The sequence below is a fragment of the Alteromonas halophila genome (genome assembly GCF_014651815.1).
Lineage (GTDB): Bacteria > Pseudomonadota > Gammaproteobacteria > Enterobacterales > Alteromonadaceae > Alteromonas > Alteromonas halophila.
The window spans coordinates 663441-689624 of the sequence record NZ_BMXP01000002.1 but is presented as its reverse complement, the minus strand read 5'-3'; the positions used below and the strand labels follow the sequence as shown (position 1 = coordinate 689624).

The 26184-nt window shown below is 46.2% G+C and carries 21 protein-coding genes; 7 read left to right on the top strand and 14 right to left on the bottom strand.

Translation table 11 applies throughout. The features are described 5' to 3' along the window. Window positions 1-264: 264 nt before the first annotated feature. The 4 genes from IE054_RS07060 to IE054_RS07045 all read right to left on the bottom strand — a co-directional run bounded on the left by IE054_RS07060 (window position 265) and on the right by IE054_RS07045 (window position 4793). Complete coding sequence (locus IE054_RS07060) at window positions 265-1590, bottom strand: APC family permease (protein ID WP_189404718.1); 1326 nt, start codon at window positions 1588-1590, stop codon at window positions 265-267. A gap of 156 nt (window positions 1591-1746) precedes the next feature. Beyond that, window positions 1747-2496 (bottom strand): copper resistance protein B, encoded by a 750-nt coding sequence (locus IE054_RS07055; protein WP_189404716.1) that lies wholly within the window; start codon window positions 2494-2496, stop codon window positions 1747-1749. Between the two features lie 9 nt (window positions 2497-2505). Further along, complete coding sequence (locus tag IE054_RS07050) at window positions 2506-4320, bottom strand: copper resistance system multicopper oxidase (protein WP_189404714.1); 1815 nt, start codon at window positions 4318-4320, stop codon at window positions 2506-2508. Window positions 4321-4400: 80 nt separating this feature from the next. Then, window positions 4401-4793: a hypothetical protein gene (locus tag IE054_RS07045; RefSeq protein WP_189404712.1), complete on the bottom strand. Its 393-nt coding sequence runs from the start codon at window positions 4791-4793 to the stop codon at window positions 4401-4403. A gap of 428 nt (window positions 4794-5221) precedes the next feature. On the opposite strand from IE054_RS07045, the gene IE054_RS07040 reads away from it, so the two are divergent. From IE054_RS07040 to IE054_RS07030, 3 genes are read left to right on the top strand one after another with little or no spacing between them, the layout of a single operon-like run. Then, window positions 5222-5575, top strand: a complete 354-nt coding sequence (locus tag IE054_RS07040) for a copper resistance CopC family protein (RefSeq protein WP_189404710.1) — start codon at window positions 5222-5224, stop codon at window positions 5573-5575. 9 nt (window positions 5576-5584) lie between these two features. Further along, window positions 5585-6466 carry a CopD family protein gene (locus IE054_RS07035; protein WP_189404708.1) on the top strand — a complete coding sequence of 294 codons (882 nt, stop codon included), beginning with the start codon at window positions 5585-5587 and terminating at the stop codon, window positions 6464-6466. A 10-nt stretch (window positions 6467-6476) separates the two neighbouring features. Continuing rightward, entirely contained in the window at window positions 6477-6938 is a 462-nt protein-coding gene (locus IE054_RS07030; RefSeq protein ID WP_189404707.1) for a YybH family protein, read from the top strand. 82 nt (window positions 6939-7020) lie between these two features. On the opposite strand, the gene IE054_RS07025 is transcribed toward IE054_RS07030, so the two are convergent. Further along, complete coding sequence (locus IE054_RS07025) at window positions 7021-7752, bottom strand: MauE/DoxX family redox-associated membrane protein (RefSeq protein WP_189404706.1); 732 nt, start codon at window positions 7750-7752, stop codon at window positions 7021-7023. 1 nt (window position 7753) lies between these two features. Further along, window positions 7754-8275 carry a DUF305 domain-containing protein gene (locus IE054_RS07020; RefSeq protein ID WP_189404704.1) on the bottom strand — a complete coding sequence of 174 codons (522 nt, stop codon included), beginning with the start codon at window positions 8273-8275 and terminating at the stop codon, window positions 7754-7756. Between the two features lie 149 nt (window positions 8276-8424). Between IE054_RS07020 and IE054_RS07015 the strand changes: the two genes are divergently transcribed. Further along, entirely contained in the window at window positions 8425-8781 is a 357-nt protein-coding gene (locus IE054_RS07015) for an ion channel (RefSeq protein WP_229805028.1), read from the top strand. Window positions 8782-8893: 112 nt separating this feature from the next. On the opposite strand, the gene IE054_RS07010 is transcribed toward IE054_RS07015, so the two are convergent. After that, window positions 8894-10210 (bottom strand): site-specific integrase, encoded by a 1317-nt coding sequence (locus IE054_RS07010; protein ID WP_189404700.1) that lies wholly within the window; start codon window positions 10208-10210, stop codon window positions 8894-8896. A gap of 344 nt (window positions 10211-10554) precedes the next feature. Then, the gene (locus IE054_RS07005) at window positions 10555-12597 is read right to left on the bottom strand and encodes a TonB-dependent receptor plug domain-containing protein (protein WP_189404698.1); all 2043 of its coding nucleotides are present in this window, start codon (window positions 12595-12597) and stop codon (window positions 10555-10557) included. Window positions 12598-12624: 27 nt separating this feature from the next. Between IE054_RS07005 and IE054_RS07000 the strand changes: the two genes are divergently transcribed. Both IE054_RS07000 and IE054_RS06995 read left to right on the top strand, forming a co-directional pair. Beyond that, entirely contained in the window at window positions 12625-13056 is a 432-nt protein-coding gene (locus IE054_RS07000) for a MerR family transcriptional regulator (RefSeq protein ID WP_229805027.1), read from the top strand. 198 nt (window positions 13057-13254) lie between these two features. Then, entirely contained in the window at window positions 13255-13845 is a 591-nt protein-coding gene (locus tag IE054_RS06995; RefSeq protein ID WP_189404696.1) for a hypothetical protein, read from the top strand. Between the two features lie 188 nt (window positions 13846-14033). Here the strand turns inward: IE054_RS06995 and IE054_RS06990 are convergent, their stop codons facing one another. Both IE054_RS06990 and IE054_RS06985 read right to left on the bottom strand, forming a co-directional pair. Further along, window positions 14034-14996 carry a carbohydrate kinase family protein gene (locus IE054_RS06990; RefSeq protein WP_189404694.1) on the bottom strand — a complete coding sequence of 321 codons (963 nt, stop codon included), beginning with the start codon at window positions 14994-14996 and terminating at the stop codon, window positions 14034-14036. Between the two features lie 63 nt (window positions 14997-15059). Next, window positions 15060-18500: a glycoside hydrolase family protein gene (locus IE054_RS06985; RefSeq protein WP_189404692.1), complete on the bottom strand. Its 3441-nt coding sequence runs from the start codon at window positions 18498-18500 to the stop codon at window positions 15060-15062. A 286-nt stretch (window positions 18501-18786) separates the two neighbouring features. On the opposite strand from IE054_RS06985, the gene IE054_RS06980 reads away from it, so the two are divergent. Beyond that, window positions 18787-19779: a LacI family DNA-binding transcriptional regulator gene (locus IE054_RS06980; RefSeq protein WP_189404690.1), complete on the top strand. Its 993-nt coding sequence runs from the start codon at window positions 18787-18789 to the stop codon at window positions 19777-19779. Here the strand turns inward: IE054_RS06980 and IE054_RS06975 are convergent. Genes IE054_RS06975 through IE054_RS06960 form a run of 4 tightly spaced genes read right to left on the bottom strand, consistent with a single transcriptional unit; the run spans window position 19760 to window position 26172 of the window. Then, on the bottom strand, window positions 19760-20992 hold the full coding sequence (locus IE054_RS06975; RefSeq protein WP_189404688.1) for an MFS transporter: 1233 nt from the start codon (window positions 20990-20992) through the stop codon (window positions 19760-19762). The two genes, IE054_RS06980 and IE054_RS06975, sit on opposite strands and share 20 nt — an antisense overlap. Window positions 20993-21015: 23 nt before the next feature. After that, complete coding sequence (locus IE054_RS06970; RefSeq protein WP_189404686.1) at window positions 21016-23091, bottom strand: glycoside hydrolase family 32 protein; 2076 nt, start codon at window positions 23089-23091, stop codon at window positions 21016-21018. Window positions 23092-23104: 13 nt separating this feature from the next. Beyond that, window positions 23105-24415: a sugar porter family MFS transporter gene (locus tag IE054_RS06965; protein ID WP_189404684.1), complete on the bottom strand. Its 1311-nt coding sequence runs from the start codon at window positions 24413-24415 to the stop codon at window positions 23105-23107. 41 nt (window positions 24416-24456) lie between these two features. Beyond that, window positions 24457-26172, bottom strand: a complete 1716-nt coding sequence (locus IE054_RS06960) for a RagB/SusD family nutrient uptake outer membrane protein (RefSeq protein ID WP_189404682.1) — start codon at window positions 26170-26172, stop codon at window positions 24457-24459. Window positions 26173-26184: the final 12 nt, after the last annotated feature.

The window sequence follows — 26184 nt, the reverse complement described above, 5'->3', positions numbered from 1 at the left end:
TAAAATGTCTTCTGGTGAATCACAGCCGTCAAGCAGTTGGTCGATGAGTTTGTCTGATAATGGCATTCTGATATCCTTCTAAGGAGTTGATAAGAATGCCATTTACACAGATATTTTTACACTCTCAAATAACCGGCATTACGTTGCCGGTTATTTTCCTTGATTTTTCATGAATGCAGTACACGCCGTTTAGACCGTTACTAAACCCGCATTGACGGTTGTATCTTCCATTGGTTGTGGGTCATAAAAACCCAATAACTCACATCAGTTATAATTTTTGTCATCTTCTTCATACGCATGTAGTTCTAGAAACCATTTCTCAGCGGCGAATACAATAAGAAGTCCGACCACAGAAACCCACACAATGAAGATATCTGACTTTGCTTTTACCCACAAAAACGCCAGAAGTACAATGATATCGAGAATAATCGCGCTTACTAGTATCCAGGCTTTAGCTCGTACACCATCTCGTAAATGCTTAAACACCCCCCAATGAATGAAAATATCCATTACGATGTAAAAGACTACGCCAATTGAGGCTATACGGCTTAAATCAAAGAATATGGTCAGAACTATCGCGATTACCAAAGTATAAATTAAAGAATGCCTTCTTAAATCTCCTGGTAACGAAAAGTGACGATGAGGCACAAGTTGCATTGATGTAAGCATTGAAAGCATGCGAGAAACTGCAAATATGCTCGCGACGACGCCAGAAGAGGTGGCAATAATCGCAAAGGCTATCGTAAACCATGCGCCATACTGGCCGAAGGCAGGTCGTGATGCCTCAGCTAAAGAATAGTCTTTAGCCTTTATTATTTCGTCAATTGACAGGTTTGCACCTACTGCGAACGCGACAAAAACATAAAGGACCACACAGATCGAAATAGAAATGATGATGGCCCTGCCTACATTTTTTTCCGGTTGTTTTAGCTCGCCGCCACTGTTTGTGATTGTCGTGAAGCCTTTGTAGCCCAAAATACCCAGTGCTACTGCTCCCAGAAATCCGGTTGCGCTGGTTTCCTGGGGTTGCGCTGAAACACTTTCAAACGACAAACCGGTTGCCCACAGCCCGCCTACTGCCAAAATTGCTAACCCGGCGATTTTGATAAAAGCCATGATAAATGAGAGCGTCTGAATGAATTGGTTGCTGAGAATATTGACAATGAATGCAACAATAAGAAGACTTACCCCAAGTGCGGGGATGAGCCACTCAGTGCCCTGGGAGTCGAACAATTGCAGGACATAGGTGCCAAATGTACGGGCGACCAGGCTTTCATTGATAACCATGGAAAAAAACATCAGCAATGCACAGGCCCCGGTCATCAGGCCTCTGCCATACGCTTTTTTTAAGAACATGGCGATACCACCTGCAGAGGGGTATTTCTGTGCCATTTTGACGTAACTGTATGAGCTAAAGCCTGCAATTATTGCCGCTACCAGAAATGCAAAAGGAAACCATGTGCCAGCCAGCTCAGCAATTTGGCCGGTTAAGGCAAATATACCTGCGCCAATCATCACACCGGTTCCCATTGACACCGCGCCCCAAAGACTTAACGAGTCTTTATTGTTTGAATGCTCGTGATCACTCATATTATTTAACCCTTTTTGTCATCTGAGCCAAAACGGTCGCAGTAGTCGCTTGCTGCGAACATGAAAATATTGGCCAGTAAAATAGATTTTCGAAGGTGTTACTTTTAGAAAAAAACGGCACGCCAGTGCCGGTATCTCTCTTCTGGAGCAGAATTCTTAAAACCAGATCCTGGCACCTAACACGACGCCAGTTTCACTGGTTGACTCGCCGTTTGCTTTCAGTGCGTCAGCTGTATTGCCTAAGGCTTTGCTGTAATAAACGCCGACATAGGGAGCTATCTCCCTCACTATTTCATGGCGATAGCGCAAGCCAAGGCGAATGTTACTCAGCCCGCTGTGACGGTTGTATTTTTCCGAGTCGGTGAGGTTCGCAACAACTTCCAGGCGCGGTTGCAGATAGGAAACCTGGCTTAATTGCCAGTCATACTCGGTTTCGTTAATGAACTGCATGTCACCGTCTTCGTTAATACGCAGTGAGTTTTCCATTTCAAACCAATAGGGGGCGAGTCCCTGGTAACTGATCACCGCATAATTTTCCATGTCTGCATCTGAAGAAAGTTCACCTTTGGTACCCACTCCCACCTGCACAGACCAAAAGGCAGAGACCAGATAACCATAGAGGATCTCGGCGCGTTCCAGATCCGTGGGCATGCCATCGTTTTGGGTATTTTCACCTTCGCTTTTAAACACGAAGCGATGATAATCGCCGCCGTACCAGGCCTGCATATCCCATACAGCTCTGTTTTGTTGCTCATCAGTACGGGTATATTCCAGCCGGTCAAATAGTACCCGGCCATAATTTTCATCCGGAATGGGAGACGGCCAGTTATCTTTTGATTGGGCCAGGGCGGTATTGCCGGAGCCTAAACTGAGAGTTATGAATCCTGCTGCTAATAACTGTTTCATTTTAACCTCCTAGGCGACCTGAACGACACGAAACATTCCCGCTTCCATGTGGTAAAGCAGGTGACAATGAAAAGCCCATTCCCCGGGGGCATCTGCGCTGATTTGCAGCGATACTTTTTCGGCAGGCTTGAGACTGATAGTATGTTTTCTGGGTCTGGGATAATTGCCGTTTTCCAATTCCATCCACATACCATGTAAATGAATGGGATGGTCCATCATGGTATCGTTCACCAGAATCAGACGAAGCCGTTCTCCGTAATTAAAACGGACATACCCGTCTACCTCACTGAACTTTTTACCATCGAACGACCACATGTACCTTTCCATGTTCCCGGTTAAATGAAGCTCGATTTGGCGCTCAGGCTCCCGCTCATCAGGCCATGAATGCTCTCCTACCAGATCAGCGTAAACCAACACGCGATGCGGACTATCTTCTAATCCAATCCCCGGTTCATCTAAACGCGGTTGCGGATTTTGCGCGATCATAGCGGCCCCTGGTCCGTGGCCATCGTCATCATGGACAATGTCTATTTTCTCTATGGGCAGCACGCGTTTGGACTTCATATCCCCCTGCATCATGTTGCTATGCATCGTGTGCTCGCCATGCTGGGCCATTTTCTTCATTTCCATTTCTGAAGAAGCCTTTCCTTTTTTCATGCCTCCTGATTTTTGCATGTTCATACCGTCCATGCCTGACATGTCCATGCCCATTGCTGCCATGCCGCGCTCCGTGATAGTTCGTTGCGGAGGAATAGCAGCAGTCATGCCTATTGATGGAGTGAGCGTGCCACGGGCATAGCCGCTTCTGTCAAAACTCTCAGCAAAGAAGGTATAAGCCTTTCGTTCTTTTGGCTGGACAATGACATCGTACGTTTCAGCTACTGCAATGCGGAATTCATCCACGTTGACCGGCTTAACCGGCTGACCGTCAGCAGCAACAACCGTCATTTCTAATCCTGGGATGCGGAAATCAAAGTAGGTCATTGCAGATCCGTTGATAATCCGCAAGCGCACCTTCTCACCCACATTGAATAATGCCTGCCAGTTGTCCTCCGGAGTGCGGCCATTCATTAGGTAGGTATAAGTGCTGCCTGTCACATCTGCTATGTCTCGAGGGCTCATGCGCATTGCACCCCACATGGCGCGCTCCTTCCATGTCTTAGCAAGCCCTTTTTTCTCGACATCGTCTAATGTGTCAAAGATGGTCCGCTTTTGGTAGTTGTAATACCCCTCAGCCACTTTCAGTTTTCTCATCACATCGTGTGGATCAGAAAAGGTCCAGTCATTAAGAATGATGGTATGTTCCCGGTCAGCGCCGATGTCTCCGTCGGCAGGCTCAACGATGAGCGGTCCAAGATGCCCTCGTTGCTCCTGAAGACCGGAATGACTGTGATACCAATATGTTCCGTTTTGCTCTACATCAAACGCATAATTGAATGTCTGACCTGGCTTTATCCCGGCGAACGAAACGCCTGGGACACCATCCATACCCGCGGGCAAAATAATGCCGTGCCAGTGGATCGACGTATCCTGCTCAAGTCGGTTGGTAACATTAAGTTGAGCACGCTGCCCTTCTTTTAGCCTTATTAGCGGGCCTGGCATCTGTCCGTTAATAGTAATGGGTAAACCCGTTTGTGATCCTATTGCTAAATTGGCCTCAGAAATTGTCAGATTTTTAATATCATCTGTCAGTACCTGATCTTTGAAATGACGCCCTGCAGGCGCTGCCCAAAGCGGGCTGACCTTAGTCAGGGCCGCCGCGGCACTCGCAGTCATGGCGCCCAGAACGAATCTGCGACGACCGTCGTTAAATGAATTACTCATAAAGTTAGCCTTTAAAAATGAATGTGTTCAGGCTGAATAACGTCAACCTGGGAAAAACATCTTGATTCGAAACTCGAAAGTCAGGCTATTGGCGGTCGATACGGGGGGCTATAAATACTTACCGGGACAGCTAGAGCAATAAAAGCATATTGCTCAACATAGTTAAGTGCCATTTCGCTTTGTGAAAAGCAAACCGACATTGACCCATGATGACAATTTGCCATAAAGCACTGGCAACCGTCCTCACAGCAATCCGAATTACTCTTGAGCAACGAGTGCAAATGTGCTGTTTTCTTTGATTGCGGATTGTTTACTAACTCGATGGAATGATTATCAACAGAACTTGCGTTTTTTATTAACGTTTCCACCGTTGCTACTGTCTGTTGACCTGATTCTGCATCACACGCACTTACCGGCAGCACTAGTGCGGCCAGAGATATAACAATGCACGTGATAAGAACCTTAATACTCATGGGTAGTGAACCTTTTCCCTTGATTTTTAACGCGTAACTTAACGCTGCAGCGTAAAGTATAGGCGCAGGTTTTTGAGCCTTCAACGCTTACATGAATTTTAGTTAATATACGTGCGACCCAAAAAATAGATCGATCCTAATCGACAGCGAATTTCAACACTTACGGAAATAGCCATTCAACTACGTAATCGACGCCTTTAATATCAGCGATAAAAAATCCCACACATCTACATTATAAATGTAAATGTTAGCCAATTAAGGCGACGGACAGCCTCCATTATAAAAGCAAGAAATAACCATCAAATTTGCGTATCATTGACGCGGTTTGAGTTACAGGCTCTTGGTAACGTGTGGATACTCGTGCTCCCCACGTACTTTCAGGCCACACCACAGTGGCGTAGAGCCCAATAGTTACAAAAGAGGTAAAAATGCGAAACATCATTAATCTTGGGTTCGCCGTACTATTCATGTTCAGTGCAGGCGCGATTGCACACGGTGACGTTAAGCTGGAAAGCAGTTCTCCATCAGACAATGCAATGTTGATGAACTCCCCTGAACAACTGACGTTAACCTATTCCAAACCATTGCGGCTAATGAAAGTCAGCATTACGGGGAATGAAACCGGTGAGGTCGATTTTGATTTTAGGCCAACCGCTAAGAAGCAGGCTGCTTACACCTGGCAATTGAAAGACTTAAAGCCCGATACCTATACGGTTGAGTGGATAGCGATGGGCGGAGATGGCCATAAAATGAAAGCGTCGTTCTCTTTTATGGTGCACTAAGCTAACCCCATGGAGTTGATTCTTTGGAACGCATCTATCGTTGTTTCCAAAGCCATTTTCTATTTTGGCTTTGCGAGCATTGTTGGTTTTGCTTTTTTAATGCACAAGCCCGCTGAGAATCGGGATTTTCGCAAACATGTCGTTTACCATCTGGCTCCTGTGCTGGTGCTCTCACTTTTTGCCTCTGCGGCATGGTTTTTTGCCAAGACCGGCGCGTTTTCTGAAAGCGGATTGCAAGGGGTGTTTGATCCCATCATGCTTGAAGTGATGTGGGACTCGCCGGTGGGTGACGTCGCGCTGACCAGAATGCTGATGTCTGCCCTAGCGATAGCGACATTGCTTCTGGTTTTAATGAAGCAGGTCCCACTGCTTGCAATAAGAGCGATAATGACTGTCATTATAGTTTATGGCCTTTATAGCTTCACGCTCGTGGGACACATTGCAGAAAAAGGACTCGCCGATAAACTGATACTGGCGACGCATGTCGCCATTATGGGTTGGTGGTTTGGCGCGCTGTTACCGCTGAAGATGGTATGTCTGCACTTCAGCGCAGAAGACACAAAAACAATAATGACTGACTTTGGCAGGACGGCAGGTTACCTGGTATCCACATTAGTCCTGCTCGGTATCTATATGGCGTACACCCTCTTCACCTCACCAGAAGACCTGATTCAGTCGCAATATGGCCTCACCTTTCTGAGTAAAATGCTGATTGTCGGCCTATTACTATTACTGGCTGCACGACACCGCTTTGTTCTGGTTCCGACTATGCAGAATGCTGACGACAAAGCGCAACTGAAACGCTCTATTAATATTGAAATACTTTTAGCCTTTACGCTGCTGTTAATCACCTCGGTATTAACCAGTGTGGTGGGCCCCCAGTTTAATTAGGAGAATAATAATGCGGGAACTCTTAGTGGCATTGATATTGACTGCCGTCTCACCCACCCTTTTGGCTCATGGCAACGAAACCAGGGCACACGAGTCAAAACTGTCTGGCAGCGAGACAGCACCGGGGCAGGCTGTACTGGCATTCCATAAGGCCTTAAAAGACCAGGACAACGTCGTTGCAAAATCATTGCTGGCAGAAAATGTCATGATTGTTGAGGGTGGTGGTATTGAACGAAGCGCACAGGAATACGCATCTCACCATATGTTGTCAGATATGAAATATGTCAGCAGCTTGTCTTCAAAACTCCTTGAGCACACAGTAACCGAGTATGGCGATTCCGCTACGTCACTCTCGGTGTCTGAAAATACCACTGAATCAGGCAAAACATATCGCTCGTACGAAACGGCGGTTCTGACAAAACATGAAGGCAAGTGGAAAATCGCACACTTGCACTGGTCAACAGCAAAGTAAGTAAATGACTGCCTGAAGCCTGTGGCTATTCCCGCTCCCCTCTGTACGCCAGTCCAGAGGCGACCGGGAAAGTCTGCACGACTTACATCAGCAACATGATCAACGCACCTGCAATCATAAACAGGTTTTCAGACAGCGACACAAACCCCAACGGCACATTGCTGTCACCACCTACACAGGCACATTTAAGCTCACGCTTATCAATGTAAACCGCCTTGAAAACGGATATCGCACCAACCGTACCGATGAACAAAGAGAATGGTGCTACGGCGAGAGCTGGCAGTTGCGCAATCATGCCAATACCTGCGTAAGCCTCAATAAACGGGTAAATATAGCCATAACGTAACCATTTCATCGCCAAGAGGTCATAGGTGATAAAAGAGTTGGTAAAGCTGTATAAGTCTTTGAGCTTTTGAACCGCAAGAAGTGTCATCGAAAAGGCAATAAACAACATCAGGGTTCTTATCGATACGAACTCACCTGAGACAACAAACTGAAACGCCAGGGACAACAGTGCCGCTACAGAAAAAATGGTGATGACAGGCGTATAGGTGGTCCCCGTTTGGCCAGCTTCGCCCTTACCGAAGTAGTCCCTGAGGTCATCATACCCGCCAATCCGCTCATCATTGATGAACGTTTGAGGTGTCGTTTCGACGTCATGTTTCTGTTTAAACTTATCCGTCTCCTTACGCGAGGTGAGGTGATGATCTTCTACGGAGAACCCCTCACGCTCCAGCAAATCTTTCGATCTTAATCCATAAGGACAAATATGTTCGTCAGTCACCATTCGATACAGGATAGCTGTCTTACTCATTCTACTCACCTTTATTCAGTTTGCCCTCAAATTCTGGAAGCGGCCGTTGCTCTGCCTGGGCCTGAGACGTTACCTTTCCGTTTTCAGAAATATCGTTAATCAGCCACTCCATCTCTTTAATTTCTTTTCGCTGCGCTTTGATAATTCCGTCTGCCAGTTCACGCACGCGCACGTCCTCAATGTTCGAGCGCTCGCTGGTAAGAATGGCAATGGAATGGTGTGGGATCATCGCTTTCATATAAGCTGAGTCAGACACCGTGCTTTGGGAACGAACGAGGTAGAGACAAACCGCGAAGAGAACTGCAGCCAGAATGAAAATGGCCACATTTAGTTTTTTGTTATTGTACATACCCAGCATGAAAGCCAGCATGATGATTGCCATACCCGCCCCCATATACAGCGCCATATAGGTTCGCGTTTCACTGAACCATACATGCGAAACTGCGTAAGTGTTCAAATACATCATAATGAACATCGCAATGGTTGATGTGATGATCATTGCAGCAAATTTTGTGTATTTCATTTGTAATCCTTACTTAAGAAAAAACTAATTTGTGTAATATCCTCCCATCAGAACGGGATAAGGAACTAATAATATGACTAGTCAAGATCCATACCAGTGAAGGAACCACAATGCTTTTCGCGATAATTATCAGCGCTGCTGTACTTTTAATGAGCGTAACAATTCATCTATTTAATATCTCGGTAATAGCCGACTACGTTTGCGGGAAACTGGAAAAAACCCGGGCAAAAACTCAGGCGGTGGTGTTTATTGCCATTTCAAGCCAGCTCTTACTCGCTATCATTTTTACACTCGCGTATGAGGTAGGGATTTACCTTGAACTTGGAGGCTTTAAACAACCTGCTATGATCATCGATATTTTTTATTTTTCGCTCACGACGATTACTACACTAGGTCTTGGAAGTATCGAGCCGACCGGACATTTACGAATGCTGGCAGGTGTCGAGTCGGCTACAGGGTTTCTCTTAATCAGCTGTTCTGCATCGAAAGTGTTCAGAACCATGTAGAAACTGTAGTTTGAGCACTTTCAATAATTTCAATCCGAGCATTCTTTACCGGGTTTCAGTGTTTCTATTATTGCTTTCGCTATGTAACCGGAAGTTCAAATATATAGGAAACTTACCCGATCAACACAGACATAAGCTCGACTCGCTGCTCCTTGGTCAAACTTTTTAGCTGCTTTGTTAGTTTCACCATTGATTTATCAGGGATATCCAATTCAAAACCAGCGTATTCAGAAATCCTCTGACAAATTTTTTCTGCTGGTTCTCTTAACTCTTCTGCTGTAAGCACTGTATATCCAGCAGTAACATCACTACGACTGGTTTTGTGATTAAGCAGCCGTTTTAATGTGTAAGTACCTACGCCAATTGTTTCAGCAACCGAACAGAATGTGCGGCGAAGATCATGAAGTGTAAAAGAAACATCCGCCCGTTCGTTCATTTGTTTAATAATTTTCTTAGGCTCCACCACCCTGCCATGATGGTTGTCAGCACCAAACACAAAGCCGGAAACGCGGTACTCAGCCCTTCTTTTAAGGATTTCCTCAAGCGGTTTAGTGATTGGCAGTTCCAGCCCCTGACCATTCTTTGTATCGTCTAAGCAGAATAACTGGTCGTATAAAAATACGTTTTTCCATTCCAGCTCAAGCAACTCCGTTTTGCGCAGCCCTGTAAACGCCATGAACTCGACAAAATCACACACTGTTGCAGTAAAGTCTTGGCGGAGAACCATGGCTTCATCACGCATCTCATTAACTACCTTAAGGAATGGCTGTAACTGTGAGGGTCGAAGTCTTGTCTGCTTGCGGGCTACGTTGTTCCAGCAACGTTTTTCCGACAAAATAGTGACAGGGTTGTGAGGAAACAACGTTCTCCCGTCTGAGGATTTATACTCAGCTCTAGCGAAATTAAAAAGCGCCCTAAGCGTTCTCATGGCCAAGTCTGCCTGTGCAGGGCTGCGCTTAGTCAATTCGCAGTGCCTTCGATAGATGCGGGTTTCTGTGAGGTCAGCCAAACGCTTCTTTGCCCAATCATCAAAATAACAGTCCATCACCTGCTCGTAGCCACGTAACGTAGTTTCTTTAAGCTTTCTGGAGAGTTTGTAGCTCTCGTAAACTGTTTCTAACGTGACTGAGGCGGCCCTGAAGTGACGTTTGCTATCATTTGGGTTCATTCCATCAGCGATGTCCGCCATGGCCTTCCTGGCTTGTTTACGAGCGTGTTCTAAGGAAATAGATGGAAATGTGCCGATAGTGACCGACAATGGTTTCTGTGTGCCAGGAAGCTTCTTGTATACCCGAAAGGTTTTTTTATTTGAGGGAAGAACGTCAATGATGAGACCTGGCATCTGAGCATCGTAATATCGAACCCGTTTTTCTGAGCCTGACAGTTTTTCAATGGCCTGCTCTGTAAATCTGAATTTTGTTGCTGACATGCTGTGCTACCTCTGTGCTACTTTGAGCGCAAAATCTAATGCGCTGAATTGCTTAAAAAATTAAGCAACAGAGATAACAAAACCTCAATAACCCACTGATTTATATGGAACAATAAGTAATTAACAGGTAAACAAAGTAACTATCGGTAAACGCTCGGTTTGAGTCTCATAATCGGCAGGTCCCCTGTTCAAGTCAGGGTGGGGCCACCATTTTTCTGCTTTCAGATGATAGTTACGCTCTACGGTACTCACGAATTAACGGCGTTGACGCCCGGCGCACAAATAGCCACGCGTAGTGGTAAGCCGCTACATTTAGCTGAGAATCGAAATCAAAAGTGAACAGGTCACCCTCCAAATTTAATTCTTACTCCTGCATTGGCAATAAACCCATCATTTCTTGACCAAATGTCTGTTGTCCATTGCCCACTAGGTGCTCTTGCGGGTAATAACAGGGGGTGTTCGTCACTTTGCTTTACGTCCAGCAGATTTTCCATGTTGATAAACCAGCTCACACGCCCCATTGTGATTTCTCCCATCAGGCCTAAATGCCAGTAGGGTTTAGATTCATTCATGTACGGGTTGTTATTTAATTGCTGAGAGCCAGTATAGTAAGCCTCAAAGCCTGCCCGGAAATTTCCATGTTGTTCCCACATAGCAACAAAACCTGCTGAATGTCGGGGAGTGAGCGCCATTTCCTGTCTATCTTTCGCTTGTGTCACTTCCTCGGTCGCATCCAGATACAGATAGCTTGCGGTCAGTTTAATATCCTGCCACTTGTACCGAAGCAACACCTCAGAACCTCGAATCTGACTTTCTCCGTCAGCATTGACCAGTCTCCCCCTATCCATTATTGCGGTATCAGTAGAGGAAAATGCTTCCAGCTCTGTCGCGTTTTCAACATTTGAGCCGAACAGCGTTAGACTGGTTTCGATGTTTTCAAAGGTATAGGTAAAATCCAGAGAGGCGGTCTCAGCCTGTTCTTCTGATAAATTTTGAATAGGCTCAAGTCGCGACAGCCCAGCCGCTTCAATTGCTTCAACAAAGGGGGTAGGCGCATAAAACCCCTGTCCGTATGATCCCCGGATAGTCAGATCGCCGGGGCGGTATAACACAGAGATTCTGGGGCTTATCTGGGTACCAAATTCATTGTGTTCATCAACGCGAAAGCTGTAAGAAGTGGTAACTTCAGAAGTCAGTTCGTAGTCTAATTGCGCAAAAAGCCCGGGCACCTCATATGAATAATCAAACTCAGTAAAAGTTTTTGATGCGTATATGTCTGAGTGATAGGCCAGACCCACAACCCAGTCACTCTTATCACTGTAGCCGGATACACTGCTCTCAATCAAATAGCTTTCGTGCTTATCATCTTCTATAACAACACCATACAGATGATCATGTTGTTGCACCATTGCGGACGCTCTGGTGGAAAACGTATAGCTGTCACCTATTGGCATGGAGAAAACAAGCCCTCCATCCGTTCGCTGTGAGTCCTGAGCTTGTGGGAACGGGTTGCCATCGGCAACCTGCCCTCCTGTCAGAGTACCGCCGTTTCGATTTTCTGTCATATAACCCGCGGTGAAATAAAGGCTCTCACCGTCATCTCCCTGCCAGAAAAGTCGAGGGCGAACCGAATATCGCTCATAACCCGCTAAATCGATCCACTCGTCGCCGTCGGTATCCACACTCTGTTGATGATGTGCGCCCGCGGTAACCGAACCTTTTAATGAGTCAGACAGCGGCGATTCTGCGTATGCGGTCATATCCTGTCCATCACGCGTGGTCAGGTTAATTAATGTCTCACCACTGAATACATCGCCGGGTCGTCGTGAGACCAGATTGATTACCCCACCTAATGCCGAACCACCGTATAGTGAGGAAGCGGAACCTTTGATGATTTCTACACGCCCCAAATCAGTTGGGGGAATTTGCAACAGGCCAATTGATGCCGCCTGATTTCCGTAAAGAGGCAAGCCATCAGCCAATAGTTGCGTATACCTGCCATACATCCCCTGTAAGCGGATATTTGCACTACCTAGTGCAGGTGATGTGGTCTGAACGCGAACCCCGCCCGTTTCTGCCACAAGCATGGAAATATTGCCCGGACGCATTGTGGCTTTTTCAGTTATTTCTTCGCGATTGATGATCTCGACACGCATAGGCTGGTCATCAGCAATGCGCCCAGTACGCGTCGCCTGAACAACAATTTTCTCGACATCACCTGAATGCTTGTGCTCTTCATGAGGATGCTCACTTTCATCATGAAGTTCTTGTGCCCGGTTTTGTTCATTGTCATTTGATTGTGATGACGAAAACTCTTGATTGGCAAAACTCTGCGTAGCAGAGCTAACAGAGATGAGGCATAAAGCCAGACGAGATAAAGAAGACATAAGTGCGTTCTGTGAGGGTAACTTTTGATGTATATTGATTGTAAAGGTTACTGCTACTGGAAGGTCAATATCAAAATAAGCGCCGTCGCTACCGCAGCAAACGTGTCTGCTAAAACGATTCGTTATTACGAAGAAGTTGGACTAATCGCTCCTGCACGCAGGAATAAGAACGGCTACAGACAATATGAAGACGGTGATATAGAAACACTTGTCTTTATCAGGCGTTGCCGGGAATTAAATATTTCAATTGATGACATCAGGCAATTACTGGACGGGCAACAAAATCCTAAAGCTTCTTGCTCTGTGGTAGATGAGATGATCGATAAACAGCTTAGTCGCATTAGGCAAACCCAAAAAGAGCTTGCCATGCTAGAAAGCTCGTTGTCTTCATTAGCCACGTCTTGTAATAGTCAAAGGATTGAAAATTGCTCAATATTGCAAAAGCTAAAATCAAGTTGATTTCGCTTTTGCACTTCTAAGCGCTGTCGCATTCATTCGGCACCGAAGCCAGGTAACAAAAACTCCATCGAGACAGCTATTAAGACTTTCCATGTTTTCATTCAGACGCGGTATTTATTGTTTAGGCAGATATGAAGAGAGCCTGTCATCAGGCTCATGTATACTGACCGCAATACCCCATATACAGGACCAACCACCATGAGATTCGTCGCGCTATTTCTCGTCTTCATCAATGCGTCGTTGCAGGCTGCCCAAACGTCTCCTTCGCTAAGTTCTCATCCTAACCAGCAGGCCTTTTTTCAGGCCCTGACAGAATTATGTGGAAAGGCGTTTTCAGGCAAAGTGACAGTCGACACAACTGGCTCAGAATCATTTGCTGGTAAAGCGCTTGTCATGCATGTCAGAAAATGCAGCGACACACAAATACATATTCCGTTTCATGTCGGTGATGACCGTTCTCGTACCTGGATCATCACCCGGACCGGAAGCGGCCTGAGTCTTAAGCACGATCACCGGCACAAAGACGGCAGCGAAGACGACGTGACCATGTATGGTGGCCTGAATCACGAAGCGGGTTATGCGCAAGTGCAATCGTTTCCCGCAGACAGTTATACGCAATGGATGTTTGCTGAAAAAGATCTGCCGCAATCCATCAATAACATATGGAAAATTTTCATCTATCCAGAGCGCTTCAGCTACCAGCTGGTTCGGGAAGGCAGAGAGTTTCGGGTAGATTTTGACTTACGTCAGTCTGTTGAGCCACCTCCCGCTCCCTGGGGGGCCATGTGACCGTGTTGCTATTTTGAAAAAATACATCTGCCAACACTAAAAAATTTCGAGAACGCAGTTAGCGCAAGTCATAAAAATGAAGCCTCTGATAGCAAGTACTATCTGACTGGAAATGTACGCTTTCCATCTTCGTTTAAAACGGCCTCTAATAAATTGGGCGGTAGGGGCCACAGCGGTTAGCAGCAGCCTCAGTCTGCGGCTTCAAACTCTCTCGTCTGAACTTCAGATTCAGTGGGTAATGCGGTCATTGCTCCCATTTTCTCGCATACCGTCGCACTTACCTTTTGTGCAAAAATAACTGCCGTCTGAAGCTCGTTAAAAGTCAAATCATCCACGGAGTCAAACGATGAAAGTTTATATAACATGGCCCCTATAAACGCATCTCCAGCTCCGGTAGTGTCAATTGCATTAATTTTGAAAGCAGCAACGGTGCGAGCTTCTTCATGCGTTGACAAGTGACAGCCTTTATTTCCCATGGTCACGAATATTATATCAACACCAAACTCGTGGATAACGTTGCACCCCATTTGTAAATCAGGCTCGCCGGTAAGAAGTTGTAACTCCTCTTCGCTGACCTTTACCATGTCGGCCAGTTTAAAAAAGGCATTACACTTTGCTTTAAAAATCTCCAGTCTGTTTTTCCAAAGATCTACCCGGTAGTTGGGGTCGAAGCACACTAGGTTGTTGTCTCTGCAGCGCTCAGCCATTGCAAAATAAGCGTTTTGCAGGCTGCCTTCTAAAAAGGCGGTCGCTGAGCCAAAATGAAAAATAGCATTTGAGAATTTATCCCAGTCACTTTGCTTTTCAACAGTAAATTCAGCATCCGCCCCCCGGTTAAATATAAACTCCCTTTCACCATCGTCCTGCAAGGTAACGAACGCGAGCGTAGTAGGAACACTTACTTTTTGAACTCCGCTAACTCCGACATAATATTTTTTAAGCGTATCTATCAGATAATCACCAAAAGCATCCTTGCCGACTGCACCTAGAAACTCTGCCTGCCCACCCAATCTTCCTATACATGCTGAAACGTTTGCGGGGGCTCCTCCAGGTTTTCTTAAATACACCTCCTTATCAGTCTTGTTTTCTCCCACATCAGTACAAACGAAGTCGATTAGCGCCTCACCAATACAAATAACTTTTTTGCTCATCATTTCTCGCTTATATAAATAAAAAAGCAGACCACACTAAGTTGGCCTGCTTCTGGTTCACGTTCACTGATTTTCGATAAATCTTTGTAGATCAGATACTGAAACGGCCTGACCTCGCGTATAAACACCTACAGGACGCTCATCAAGATCATAAAGCCGGAAACTTAGCGCTCTGAAATCATTAATATATGCTGTGCCTAGACCCGACTGCGGATCCAGCCACACGTCAAGCTTCACGCCGGAGGTAAGATCCATTGGTACCGCTACTTGTGCATCCAGACTCCCGGAACTCACTTCTTCACCGTCACTCACTGCGGGTAAATCCGCTGCTCTGAACTGATCTGCTATCAAATATGGCAAGGCGGTATCTGTACCATCATCTGAATGATGATCTATCAGTCTGATAACCGCGGTCTGTCCGATAAACTCGCTGACATCCCAGGTAGCCCACTCCAGTAAGAACTTATCATCCGACGTTTTTTCAGCGTCTACTCCTGACTGGCTGCGCACAACCTCGCCGTTTACAAGTAACACGATGGCCGTCGCATTTGCACTGTCAAATGGGTTGGAACCACCGCCAATTAAAAAGTTGATATAGGGCTTGGTAATCTCAAAAGCAGGTGTATCTGCGCTTCCGGTTGCGCCGAAGCCTATCCAGCCAAGAGCGGTTCCATCTTCTTCAAAACCATCACCAAAGCTTGAGAACACCCTTTCACCGACGTTATTGGCGACATCGCCACCCCACCAGCCTCCATCTAGCTTCACAAAATCGCCTGTGACGTTAGTGAACTCATGTACAGACAATGTGTTGTGCTGTCCGCAGCAAAATTCAAATCCAGCAATATTCTGTTCAGGCGCTTCCGTTCTGGAAAAAAGAGGCTCGCCTTCTAGTGCGGGAGTGGGAGTAACGCTCGCACCACCTGTTGGAGGGGTGTCTCCAAAGTAAAACGATGCCTGATTGCTGTTGGTGTCAAACTCTAGTCTGGCAACCTGCTCACCTTCTGCATCAGTTGGAAAGTAAAGTCCAAATCTTCCGCCTGATGTTTCACTTTCTACAGTCATAGACAAGCGGTTCTTTTCGCTCACCGCATTCAATGTAAAAGAAGACGATGACATCAATGAAATTGGAGTATCATTTGATACCGCCCCCTCCTGACTCTGTATATCGGTAGCGATAGCCTCGGAAAACTCTGTTTTATAAGTGTCCGGGATTTTTACAGCCAACTCACCAGAGTCCGTTTGCTGTAGCTGATGAATTGCCAAATCTCCGCCAAAAGTACCAACCCCGGCATTGGTTCGGGTAACCTTGTGCGGGATCCAACCAAACATGAGCGTCATGTCTTCTGAGGAAGCAGTTCGCCCGGCGTAATAGAACTTACCATCAAGAGAAGTGTAATCAGCCAGTTCCCACCCAGCACTCGTCTGATGCAGATACTTAATATCTCTTTCGCCGTCATTCTGATCTGAGAACACCATGAACTGGTTGTCACCAAAGTCGATCCAGTCGGGCACTTCAAGATTCAGAGGTGAATTCATCGTGAACAGGGGCTCCTGTGGAGCCCAGGTAACAAGATTATCAGAGGTATACAAACCAATTGCTGCTTGTTCATTGTAACGGGTGGTAATAAGCATCCAGTAATTACCGGTATCTTCATTCCAGAATACTTTCGGATCCCGGAAGTCAAAATCGCTGTAACCGTTACTCCCCGTAAAGGTATCTTCAGGAACTTTAGTAAAGTCTGTCAGCGTGTTGTCTGTTGCCACGGCATGCATAACCGCTTCTACTGGATTGAAGTCAGCATTATGACCGGTAAAGAAAATATGAGTTTGCCCCTGTGCATCCTCTACGACGCTACCAGATCCTGTCCACTGGTCTTGTGTGTTGGTATCTCCTGTAGCCTCAAGTACTCTTTGTGGAAAACTACCATGCTGAAGATCGCTCGATTTCGTGAGGTACCAATCATGGAATGCCGTGTCGATTAAATAGTAAATGTAGAATTCACCATCACGGAAAAACGGGTTTGGATCAGCCATTACCAGAGGCAGGGAAACATTGTGGCCGTCGGGCATAGTGACAAAGTCATCTTTACTGGGCTCTACAGCTGCATAATCAGCAAGACGAATTTCATCCAGCATGATGAAAGGCAGACTTCCATCGTCTTCTCCCTTGTGCTGATCAATAATTTCCAGCACTGCAGTCTCACCTTGTAATGCGCTAACATCCCAGGAATACCAGTCAACCTGCGACTCCAGACCATTTCCAACAGCCTGGCGCACAATCTTGCCATTTACTCTAAGTACTGCCGCGGTTGCATTGTCACTGGTGAAGTCGTTGGTACCGCCGCCCACAAGAAAATTTAAAAATTTATGCGTAATTTCAAATGGAGGAGAACTCAATGTGCCAGTAGCCTCGTCGCCAATCCATCCCAGTCCGGTGCCGTCGGCCGAAAAACCATCCCCTCGGCTGGTAAAGATCCGTTCTCCCTGATGGTTGATAATATCTGCTGCCCACCAGCCACCATCAAGTTTGTCCATGTCGCCTGTAGCACGAAAGTCGTGATTAGCGTAAGTATTAAACTGTCCACAGCAAAACTCAAATCCAGCGATGTTCTGCTCAGGATCTGACACGCGACTAAACGCGGGTACACCCTCCACCTCGGGCTCAACGGAAATAGTAGCCGACACCAACATCTTACTGCTTGCTTCTGGAACAGCGGCCGCTTCATCAGAGATTCTGAACTCATCTGCCAAAAGATAAGGCAAAGAAGTATCAGATTTATCATCAGAGTGGTGGTCGATAAAGCGAATTTTCGCAGTCATTCCAGCATAGTCTGCAACATCCCAGCTTACCCACCGCATACTCATGGCAGTATCGTCGCCACTGGCCTGAAGCACTATTTCATCCTCAATAATCAGCGCCAGCGCGGTGGTATTTGATTCTGATACGCCATTGCTACCACCACCTACCAGAAAGTTTATGAATCGCTCGGATATTTCAAAGGATGGGCTATCCATGGTACCGACTGCACCAAAGCCTATCCAGCCCAGCGCTTCGTCATCACTGTTGAATCCATCGCCGAAGCTTGAGAAAACACGTTCCCCAATAACGCCGGCTACGTCGGCTCCCCACCAGCCTCCATCTAACTTATTAAAGTCACCGGTTACTGCCCCAAAACCATGTTCGGCATAAGTGTTGTACTGACCGCAGCAAAACTCAAAGCCCGAAAGTACCTGTTCACTATCTTCAGGGTTGCTAAACAGGGGGTGACCAGAATTTTCCGGATTATCTGTGATGACAATATCTTGATCAGGCTCTTGCTCGTCAGGAGCATTTCCACCGCCAATGACATCAGAAGCGTTTTGTCCCTCCTGTAAGATAATTAGCTCAGCATCGACCTTATTTTTATCTGTATCATCATCGGAGCATGCTGAAAGAGAAGCACTCACCAACAACATTAGTCCTGATAGTTTCCACCCTTTCATATTGGGTTTTGATGTTTTCATGGTTTTCCTCCATAGCCTCCAGAAGGGCTATGTCCGTTTGCTTTTAGTTGGGTATGTCAAAAACCTACCGGCCTTTCGACATTCATTTCTCGGATGTCCCGCTCAAATAAACAACGTTGTCTTTTTATAATGCTAGTGTCAGCCGAACAGAAATTCAACAACTTTTTTACATTTTTGTTTTCGTCCTGCAAAACATCAGAGTTGTTATCAACTTATAGAAAAATATGACAAAAGTGTGTAGCGTTAGAGTATTGAAATTGAGGCCAAAATTCGGAAATCATCTGACATGGTGACAATTAAGGACGTGGCTGCACACGCTGGTGTCGCATTTAAAACGGTTTCCCGGGTAATAAATAACGACCCTACCGTGAAGCCTAAGAACAGAGAGAAGGTACTTAAGGCGATAGAAGAGCTTGGGTATCGTCCGAATCGTGCTGCCCAAATGACTCGTCGCAAAAAGTCAGGTGTTGTTGGCTTTATTGCAGATGAGTTACTCAGAGTGCCTTACACCTTTGATCTTATAAAAGGGGCACAAGACCTGGCTTGGAAGCATAATAAGGAGTTGATGGTTCTCAACGTTAATGTGGATAAATACAGCGTTGAAGGGGCCGTGAATCATCTTTTTGAGCACCGAGCAGAGGGCATTATCTATGCCGCTATGTACCACCGGGAAGTGCAACTGCCTTCTCATTTCTCAGAAGTTCCCACTGTGTTAGCTAACTGCTACGACAGCGATGGCCACTACCCCTCTATTGTCCCGGATGAACAGGAAGCTGCACGCCAGATTACAGCCAGTATGTTAAGCAAAGGCTATAATCGCATTGCTTTTTTGAACCTGAATGAAAATATCATTGCAGCGAGGCTTCGAAAGAAAGGCGCTGAACAAGCATTTGCTGACGCTAAACAATCTCCGGACAACCTAATTATAGAATCAGTCATCATTAATGATGAGGATGGGGAGCATTCAGTTACCCGGAACCGGGCCGCAGAATTGATTAACAGTTTCAAACCTGATGCTATCCTTTGTGGTCAGGATCCAATAGCGGTTGAAGTGTACTTTGTTGTTCAGGCGTTGGGGCTTCAGGTAGGAAAAGATATTGGCATAGGCAGCTTCGATGATTGGGATATAATTCCATCACTCGTACAGCCAGGCTTGACTACCATGGCCCTTCCCCACTATGAAATGGGACAGTGGGCATTTAATTACCTGCTTGAGGAGCGCACAGACAAGGCAAAAGAAACGGCTCAATTTACGCTTGTCAGCCGCCAGTCATTTTAGCCGGTTCCGGGTTTGTAGCTTGTTCTCGGTTTTCCAGCAACCAAAATGAGAAGATGAGGTTTACGGTTACTATACTTCCCAGCAGTAAGTAGGAATCTGCAAAACCAAGCTCATCGTACAGTTCTCCTACCGGGGATGAGAGAAGTGTTGTCACTACCTGCGTAAATACATGAAAACCTATCAGGTAAATCGTTGCTGATAACCTTGCGTCAAAGTTCACAACAATATATTTAAAAATCGCTACCAGTAAGATAGGAAGCTCCAGTGCATGTAGCAATTTCACCAGTGAAATTGACACAGGGTCTGCTACCAGGCCGGAGGCCAGCATACGAATAGCCATGATGGCCCCACTTAAAAGTAACCCCTGCTTTGGCCCGATACGGTTAACAATATAGGGGGCTACGAACATCATTCCCGCTTCAACAAATACCTGTAGCGAGTTCAGATAACCGTAAAACCTGTTACCTTCCTGTGGCGATGAAAACAACGATGAGAAATAGATAGGAAATTGCTGGTCGTATATCTGATAAAGGCAGGATACTCCCATCACATATACACTTAACCGCCAGAATTTACCTTGCCGAAAAAGCGACCAAACTTCACTCAGACCAACTTTGCTCTTTCTGGATGAAGCTTGACTCGTCGATTTAGGTAACCAGAATAAGCAAAGAATAAACGCCAGCCCGGTGATTGTCGCAAGTGCAAAGTTCAATCTGGGATCAATGTTAAAAAGGCCACCTGCTATGAATGTAGCGCTGGCCCAGCCTAGCGACCCCCACAACCTGGCTTTACCGAACTCTACATCATGCTGGCGACCAAGCCTTTCAATAAACGCTTCAAGCGTTCCTACTGCGGCACCGAAAGTTAACGCACTATACACCGCTCCAACTACGGCACCGAGAAGGAAGAAAGATTCCAGTAATGGCTGATAAATAAAGATAAAGAATGGGCCCACACCAGCCATAAGGATACCCAACACAAACAGAAGCTGCTTGCCGGTTCCCAACCGGTCCTGAAGGACACCATATACTGGCATTATGAATAGGGCAGCCATGGCATTGGTCGCAAAAACTACCCCCGTTTCCTTACCGGTTAGTCCAAGGGTTTGGTTTAACCATAAAGGAAAAAGGGAATAGCAAAACGACCAGGTCAGGAAAAACGCAAAGAACGTTAATGCGGATGACCAGTATGCAGAGTTTGACTGCCACTTCATAATAACATCCCAGGCTTTGTTACTTAATCAGAAGACCACACGGACGCCAAACGTTCAACGGATATCTGATGCACTGCTTGGCTGTTTGCCTCCACACGCATCGTATCGTAGACAGACTCAGGAAAAACCAGTGATGTCATTACTGTTGTACCATTATCAATAAACAGCTCCAGTGATGAACGGTCAACCACTACGGTTACGTTATACGCATCACTCGTTGTAGTTAGAACTCCCTGCTGCACCTTCCCGAACTTATCATTGAATGACGTTTCTCCAGACTTACTTCGATCCAGCAAGACTTCCGATTTTTGTTGGTCGATTTTAATATCAACAAACTCACCGTTTTCGTTTTCAAAGCGAATCGAGACGGCTGAAGTCGCATCGCCGGGAACCTCAAAAGAATAGCGAAGCGCTGACTCTCTTCCTGTGCTATCGATGGCTGAAAGGCTAATTGTTTCTCCTGAAGCCAGTTTTGAAGATTCAGCAGAAGCTTCAACTAAATTATCCACCTCATCAACTAGCTTACTGCGGACTCGAAGTCCCTCACCGGTATTGACGAGGTTCAGCGAACGGGGGAGTGTCATAGCGCTACGCCATTTTTCTGTTGGTACCTCATTGGCATAGAGCCAGTTGCTCATCCATCCCATAAAAACGTGGCGCTTTTCTTTGCTATCCGGCGAATTGAAGAAAGTCACACCAGCGTAGTTATCAGTGCCGTGATCCAGCCAAATAGCGGGCTCAATACGATTCGATGCAGGTGATTTTGCAAAAACAATGTCATCGATATAAGTATGTCCCCAGCTTCCGGATTCTTTATCGATAATTCTCAGCAAGGCAGACTTACCCTGCCACTGGCTAACGTCCCAGCTTGCGTAATGGAGTGTTTCACGGTTAACCCCTGTTTCAGATCTAACTACTTCACCATCAACTACAAGTTGTATACCTACTCTGTCAGGATGATGCCCTCCTCCAATTCTGAAGTTGATGAATGGCTTGGAGATGGTAAACGGGTCAGAGGTAAGTGTACCTGTAGCACGATCTTCATCAGCGAAACTGTTTGCAAGAAACTCATCGGAATAACCAGTGGGGGGAGGTTGCGTAGCATGCCCACCATCAGTTGGAGCATCTGCAAAAGCATTGCCCTCTGACGTCCACTTACCAACACCGCCTTCAAAGTCTTCGAAAACCGTGCCTTGCGGGAACGTCGCTACCGTTGGTGCAAGTTCACGCTGCCAGGCAGAGTCCAAAACAAACTCTTTACCATCAAAATCGCCTACAAAGTATTGCGTTGCCGAGCCGCCATTGGGGCCGCCAGGGGAGATGCTTACTAATAACACATATCGAGATTCATTGGTCCCCTCAACAGGCATTAGCAGTAGTTCCGGGCACTCCCAGACGCCGCCATGATTTCCTATTTCTTTGCCAAAAGTACTTTCTAAAGACCAGTCAATCAGGTTGTCTGAGCTGTAAAAGCCTATATGATCTTTTTGGGCCAGCACCATCACCCACTTTTCTGAAGGTTCGTGCCACATTACTTTTGGATCGCGAAAGTCTTTTATGCCTGGGTTTTCAATAACCGGGTTACCTGAGTACTTTTCCCAGGTTCTTCCCTTATCCAGACTAAAAGCAAGTGCCTGAGTCTGATGATCAATTGCCCCCTGCTTCTCCATTTCGGCATTATGATACGTGTACAGTGCAACAATTGGAGGGTTGTCTTTGGTCCCTAAGCCACTTGTGTTATTCCAGTCAACCACCGCGCTGCCTGAGAAAATGGTACCGAGTTCATCCGGGTAAAGCGCTATCGGCAGCTCCTCCCAATGCATCAAATCTTTGCTTACGGCGTGCCCCCAGTGCATAGGGCCCCATACTGACTCATCTGGGTTATGCTGAAAGAATAAGTGGTACTCACCGTCCAGATAAAACATGCCATTCGGGTCATTCATCCATTTTTCACTGGGAGAGAAATGGACCTGAGGACGAAAAGCTTCGTTGCGTTCAGCCTCGACATGATGTGCCGGGCTCTCGGGTAGTGGACTGGTTTGATTCATGGAACATCCAACAAGAGCTGTAGAAATAATAAGACCTAACATTGTTTTCATAACTAAAATGCCTCTATTTTGATAACGCTGCTGAGACGTCTTCGAGCGTTTTTCCTTTCGTTTCCGGCATCATGAATCGAACGAAAAGAAGCTGTAAAAACATTGCAAACGTGAAGAATCCAAACACCTGGGTGGCTGTAAAAGTGGCTAATACCTGAGGCATTACGAGCGTAATAAGTGCGGCGAAGACCCAGTGGGTGCCGCTTCCCAAAGACTGCCCCTTAGACCGTACAGAGTTCGGGAAAATCTCCGCGATGAAAACCCAAATGACAGCGCCCTGCCCCACCGCATGCGATGCAATGAAGATAAACACAGCACTAACGACAATGGCACCACTTACCTGGCTACTAAAAGCCCAGGCTACGGTTGCTAGAGACAGGATGTAACCTACTGACCCTATATACATCAATGATTTACGCCCAACCCGGTCTATCAAACTTAATCCAATCATGGTGAAAACCAGATTAGCCAACCCTACCCCGGCAGTTGACAACAAGGCTGCGCTGCCGTCTAAACCTGCCATATCAAATACTCGTGGTGCGTAATAGATTATGAAATTAATACCTGACAACTGATTAAAAGCTGCGAGTAAAAACGCCAGTAGCACTGGAAGTCGGTATTCAGCTTTAAACAAAGATTCTTTGTCTCCCCCCGTTTTATCATTCTTTACAGCGCTAATGGTTTGCTCAATATCCTCACTCTGTAATTCCAGAAAAATCCGCCTGGCCTCAGCTTCATCATTGCGGTGCAGCAACAGCCAGCGGGGGCTTTCAGGCGCTTTAAGTACCATCAAAAAGTAAATTAACGCAGGAACGGCTTCAACGCCCAGCATTACACGCCAGTCTTCAACAATAACGCCGGAGAGCAAGTAGTTTGAAAGAAACGCCACCAGGATCCCAAATACAATTTGAAACTGATAGGTCGCAACCAGCCGTCCTCTTACGTTCGCTGGCGCAATTTCAGATATATATGCTGGCACTGCAATAGAAGATACGCCAACGCCTAACCCCCCAATAAACCGAAGAATGGCAAAGGTATACGGATCCTGAGCGAGCGCCGAACCTACTGCAGAAAGTAAATAAAGCACACCAATGAGAACCAGCGTCTTTTTGCGCCCAAGACGGTCGCAAGGCCAGTTACCCATCAATGCACCGATCACCGTTCCCCATAGCGCCGATGACATGACAAACAACCCGTGGAAAAGCGGAGTAGTTTCCCATAGTACCTGTATGGATTGGTCCGCACCGGATATCACTGCTGTATCGAAGCCAAATAAAAATCCAGCTATTGCAACTGTGAGTGACCAGTAAACTATTTTATTCATAGTGTGTATCGTACCTCTTAAACACTTGAGAAACGCCGGGCTTAATAGCCCGGGTTCTGTACATAAATTCCACCACTCAGATTAATCTGCTGATTAGGGATTGGGAGGTATTCATGTTTGTTTTTAGTAAATGCAGCATCTTCCAGATAGGGCTTTCTGCCACGCTCTGTGGTGAGGTACTCATCAATAGTTTCTTTGGCTATACCCCAGCGGACCAGATCAAAGAAACGATGCCCTTCCAGACCTAACTCTACTCGTCTTTCCCATCTCAAGGCCTGACGTGCTTCCGCTTTGCTGGCGAACGTGTCGTAGGTTCCAATGCGGTATAGGCTCGCATCATTTAACCTGTCTGTGCTGTTTGCAGCACGTTCTCTAAGACGGTTAATAATTGGCGTTGCTTCTTCCCAGCGGTCCAGCTCAATGAGCGCCTCTGCTTTCCACAGCAATACATCTGCATACCGGACTAATACGGTATTTAAAGAGAATATTGGAAACGGACCATTCTCACCGCGGCAGTCACACTCAGGATGCTCAAGGTCCTTCATACCGGTATAGTTACCGTAAATCCCAGGAGCGCGTGCCCAGGTATCGCCACCATGGATAATTTCAGGGTCGTACTTAAATGGTTTGCCTTCCATCGCCACGGTGTGATCCAGACGGGGATCAACATAGTCATTATTCACGTTGTACACGCTGTCATTAAACGTGATGAAGCGGGGAAGTCCTGAATTGTCAGTCTTGAACGCGTTGACGAAGTTTTCTGTTGGAACATGGAAACCACAGCAACCGAAACCACCTGACATGGGTGCATTCAGGGCACTTGACCATGAACCTCTGCCATCAGGACTGCCATCGTTCAGTGAGCGCTGAATGGCAAATACGGATTCTTTGCCATTTTCAAATTCAAACAGAAAGTTTTCTGCATAATCGTCGTATAAACCGTATTGTCCACTAGCCTCAATGTCATTAACCAGGCTGACTACTTCTTCAAGTTTCTGCTGATTAATATTCACTACATTGTGCAGCTCGTCCTGTTCATACGCCTGGTACAATAACGTTTTGGCTAAATAGGCTTTTGCAGACAGCGCCGATGCCCGGCCGACATCCTGCTGAACTTCTGGCAGGTTATTCGCAGCAAAGCGAAAGTCCGCAGCAATTTTGTCCCATAACTGCTGGTCAGTGAGGTCTCTGTTTGTAGTGGCTAATACTTCTTCCTGCGTCATTGTTTCATCAATCCAGGGGATATGTTTGTGATGAATTTTCAGGTCAAAGTAAAAAATAGCTCTAAGGAAGCGTAACTCAGCAGCTTTCTCATCTGCAGTTGGCAGCTCACCAGATGGCGTTTCTGCAATAACCTGAAGCGCCGAGTTAGCCCGAGATATACCAGTGTAATTACGCGTCCATTTCTTATTGTTAAGATCAATTAAGTCAGGTGGAAAAGACTCCATATCAGGCACTAACGGCTCGTACATTGAAAGTGCATGATAGGCAAATATATCAGAGGGACCGTTTCCTCCTTTATGCGCATCACCAGCCCGAAGATTCCCTGTCGGCCAGAGAAAATTTGGCGCTGTGTAATGGTCATTTCCAAGGTAGGAATAGGTAGCAATAACCAAAGCATCTATGTTGTCGGTTGTCGCTACCTGATCTTCTGTGAGTACCGCTTGGGGTTCACTGTCTAATTCATCACTTCCGCCGCAAGAAACGACCGATAGCGCAATCAGACTTGTTGTCAAAAATTTGCTTATACAATTCATAATTCTTAATCC

Bases quoted from the DNA above. Each gene is read 5' to 3' on its own strand.
- IE054_RS07060 (WP_189404718.1), bottom strand. From the start codon at position 1,590: ATGAGTGATCACGAGCATTCAAACAATAAAGACTCGTTAAGTCTTTGG.
- IE054_RS07055 (WP_189404716.1), bottom strand. From the start codon at position 2,496: ATGAAACAGTTATTAGCAGCAGGATTCATAACTCTCAGTTTAGGCTCC.
- IE054_RS07050 (WP_189404714.1), bottom strand. From the start codon at position 4,320: ATGAGTAATTCATTTAACGACGGTCGTCGCAGATTCGTTCTGGGCGCC.
- IE054_RS07045 (WP_189404712.1), bottom strand. From the start codon at position 4,793: ATGAGTATTAAGGTTCTTATCACGTGCATTGTTATATCTCTGGCCGCA.
- IE054_RS07040 (WP_189404710.1), top strand. From the start codon at position 5,222: ATGCGAAACATCATTAATCTTGGGTTCGCCGTACTATTCATGTTCAGT.
- IE054_RS07035 (WP_189404708.1), top strand. From the start codon at position 5,585: ATGGAGTTGATTCTTTGGAACGCATCTATCGTTGTTTCCAAAGCCATT.
- IE054_RS07030 (WP_189404707.1), top strand. From the start codon at position 6,477: ATGCGGGAACTCTTAGTGGCATTGATATTGACTGCCGTCTCACCCACC.
- IE054_RS07025 (WP_189404706.1), bottom strand. From the start codon at position 7,752: ATGAGTAAGACAGCTATCCTGTATCGAATGGTGACTGACGAACATATT.
- IE054_RS07020 (WP_189404704.1), bottom strand. From the start codon at position 8,275: ATGAAATACACAAAATTTGCTGCAATGATCATCACATCAACCATTGCG.
- IE054_RS07015 (WP_229805028.1), top strand. From the start codon at position 8,425: ATGAGCGTAACAATTCATCTATTTAATATCTCGGTAATAGCCGACTAC.
- IE054_RS07010 (WP_189404700.1), bottom strand. From the start codon at position 10,210: ATGTCAGCAACAAAATTCAGATTTACAGAGCAGGCCATTGAAAAACTG.
- IE054_RS07005 (WP_189404698.1), bottom strand. From the start codon at position 12,597: ATGTCTTCTTTATCTCGTCTGGCTTTATGCCTCATCTCTGTTAGCTCT.
- IE054_RS07000 (WP_229805027.1), top strand. From the start codon at position 12,625: ATGTATATTGATTGTAAAGGTTACTGCTACTGGAAGGTCAATATCAAA.
- IE054_RS06995 (WP_189404696.1), top strand. From the start codon at position 13,255: ATGAGATTCGTCGCGCTATTTCTCGTCTTCATCAATGCGTCGTTGCAG.
- IE054_RS06990 (WP_189404694.1), bottom strand. From the start codon at position 14,996: ATGAGCAAAAAAGTTATTTGTATTGGTGAGGCGCTAATCGACTTCGTT.
- IE054_RS06985 (WP_189404692.1), bottom strand. From the start codon at position 18,500: ATGAAAACATCAAAACCCAATATGAAAGGGTGGAAACTATCAGGACTA.
- IE054_RS06980 (WP_189404690.1), top strand. From the start codon at position 18,787: ATGGTGACAATTAAGGACGTGGCTGCACACGCTGGTGTCGCATTTAAA.
- IE054_RS06975 (WP_189404688.1), bottom strand. From the start codon at position 20,992: ATGAAGTGGCAGTCAAACTCTGCATACTGGTCATCCGCATTAACGTTC.
- IE054_RS06970 (WP_189404686.1), bottom strand. From the start codon at position 23,091: ATGAAAACAATGTTAGGTCTTATTATTTCTACAGCTCTTGTTGGATGT.
- IE054_RS06965 (WP_189404684.1), bottom strand. From the start codon at position 24,415: ATGAATAAAATAGTTTACTGGTCACTCACAGTTGCAATAGCTGGATTT.
- IE054_RS06960 (WP_189404682.1), bottom strand. From the start codon at position 26,172: ATGAATTGTATAAGCAAATTTTTGACAACAAGTCTGATTGCGCTATCG.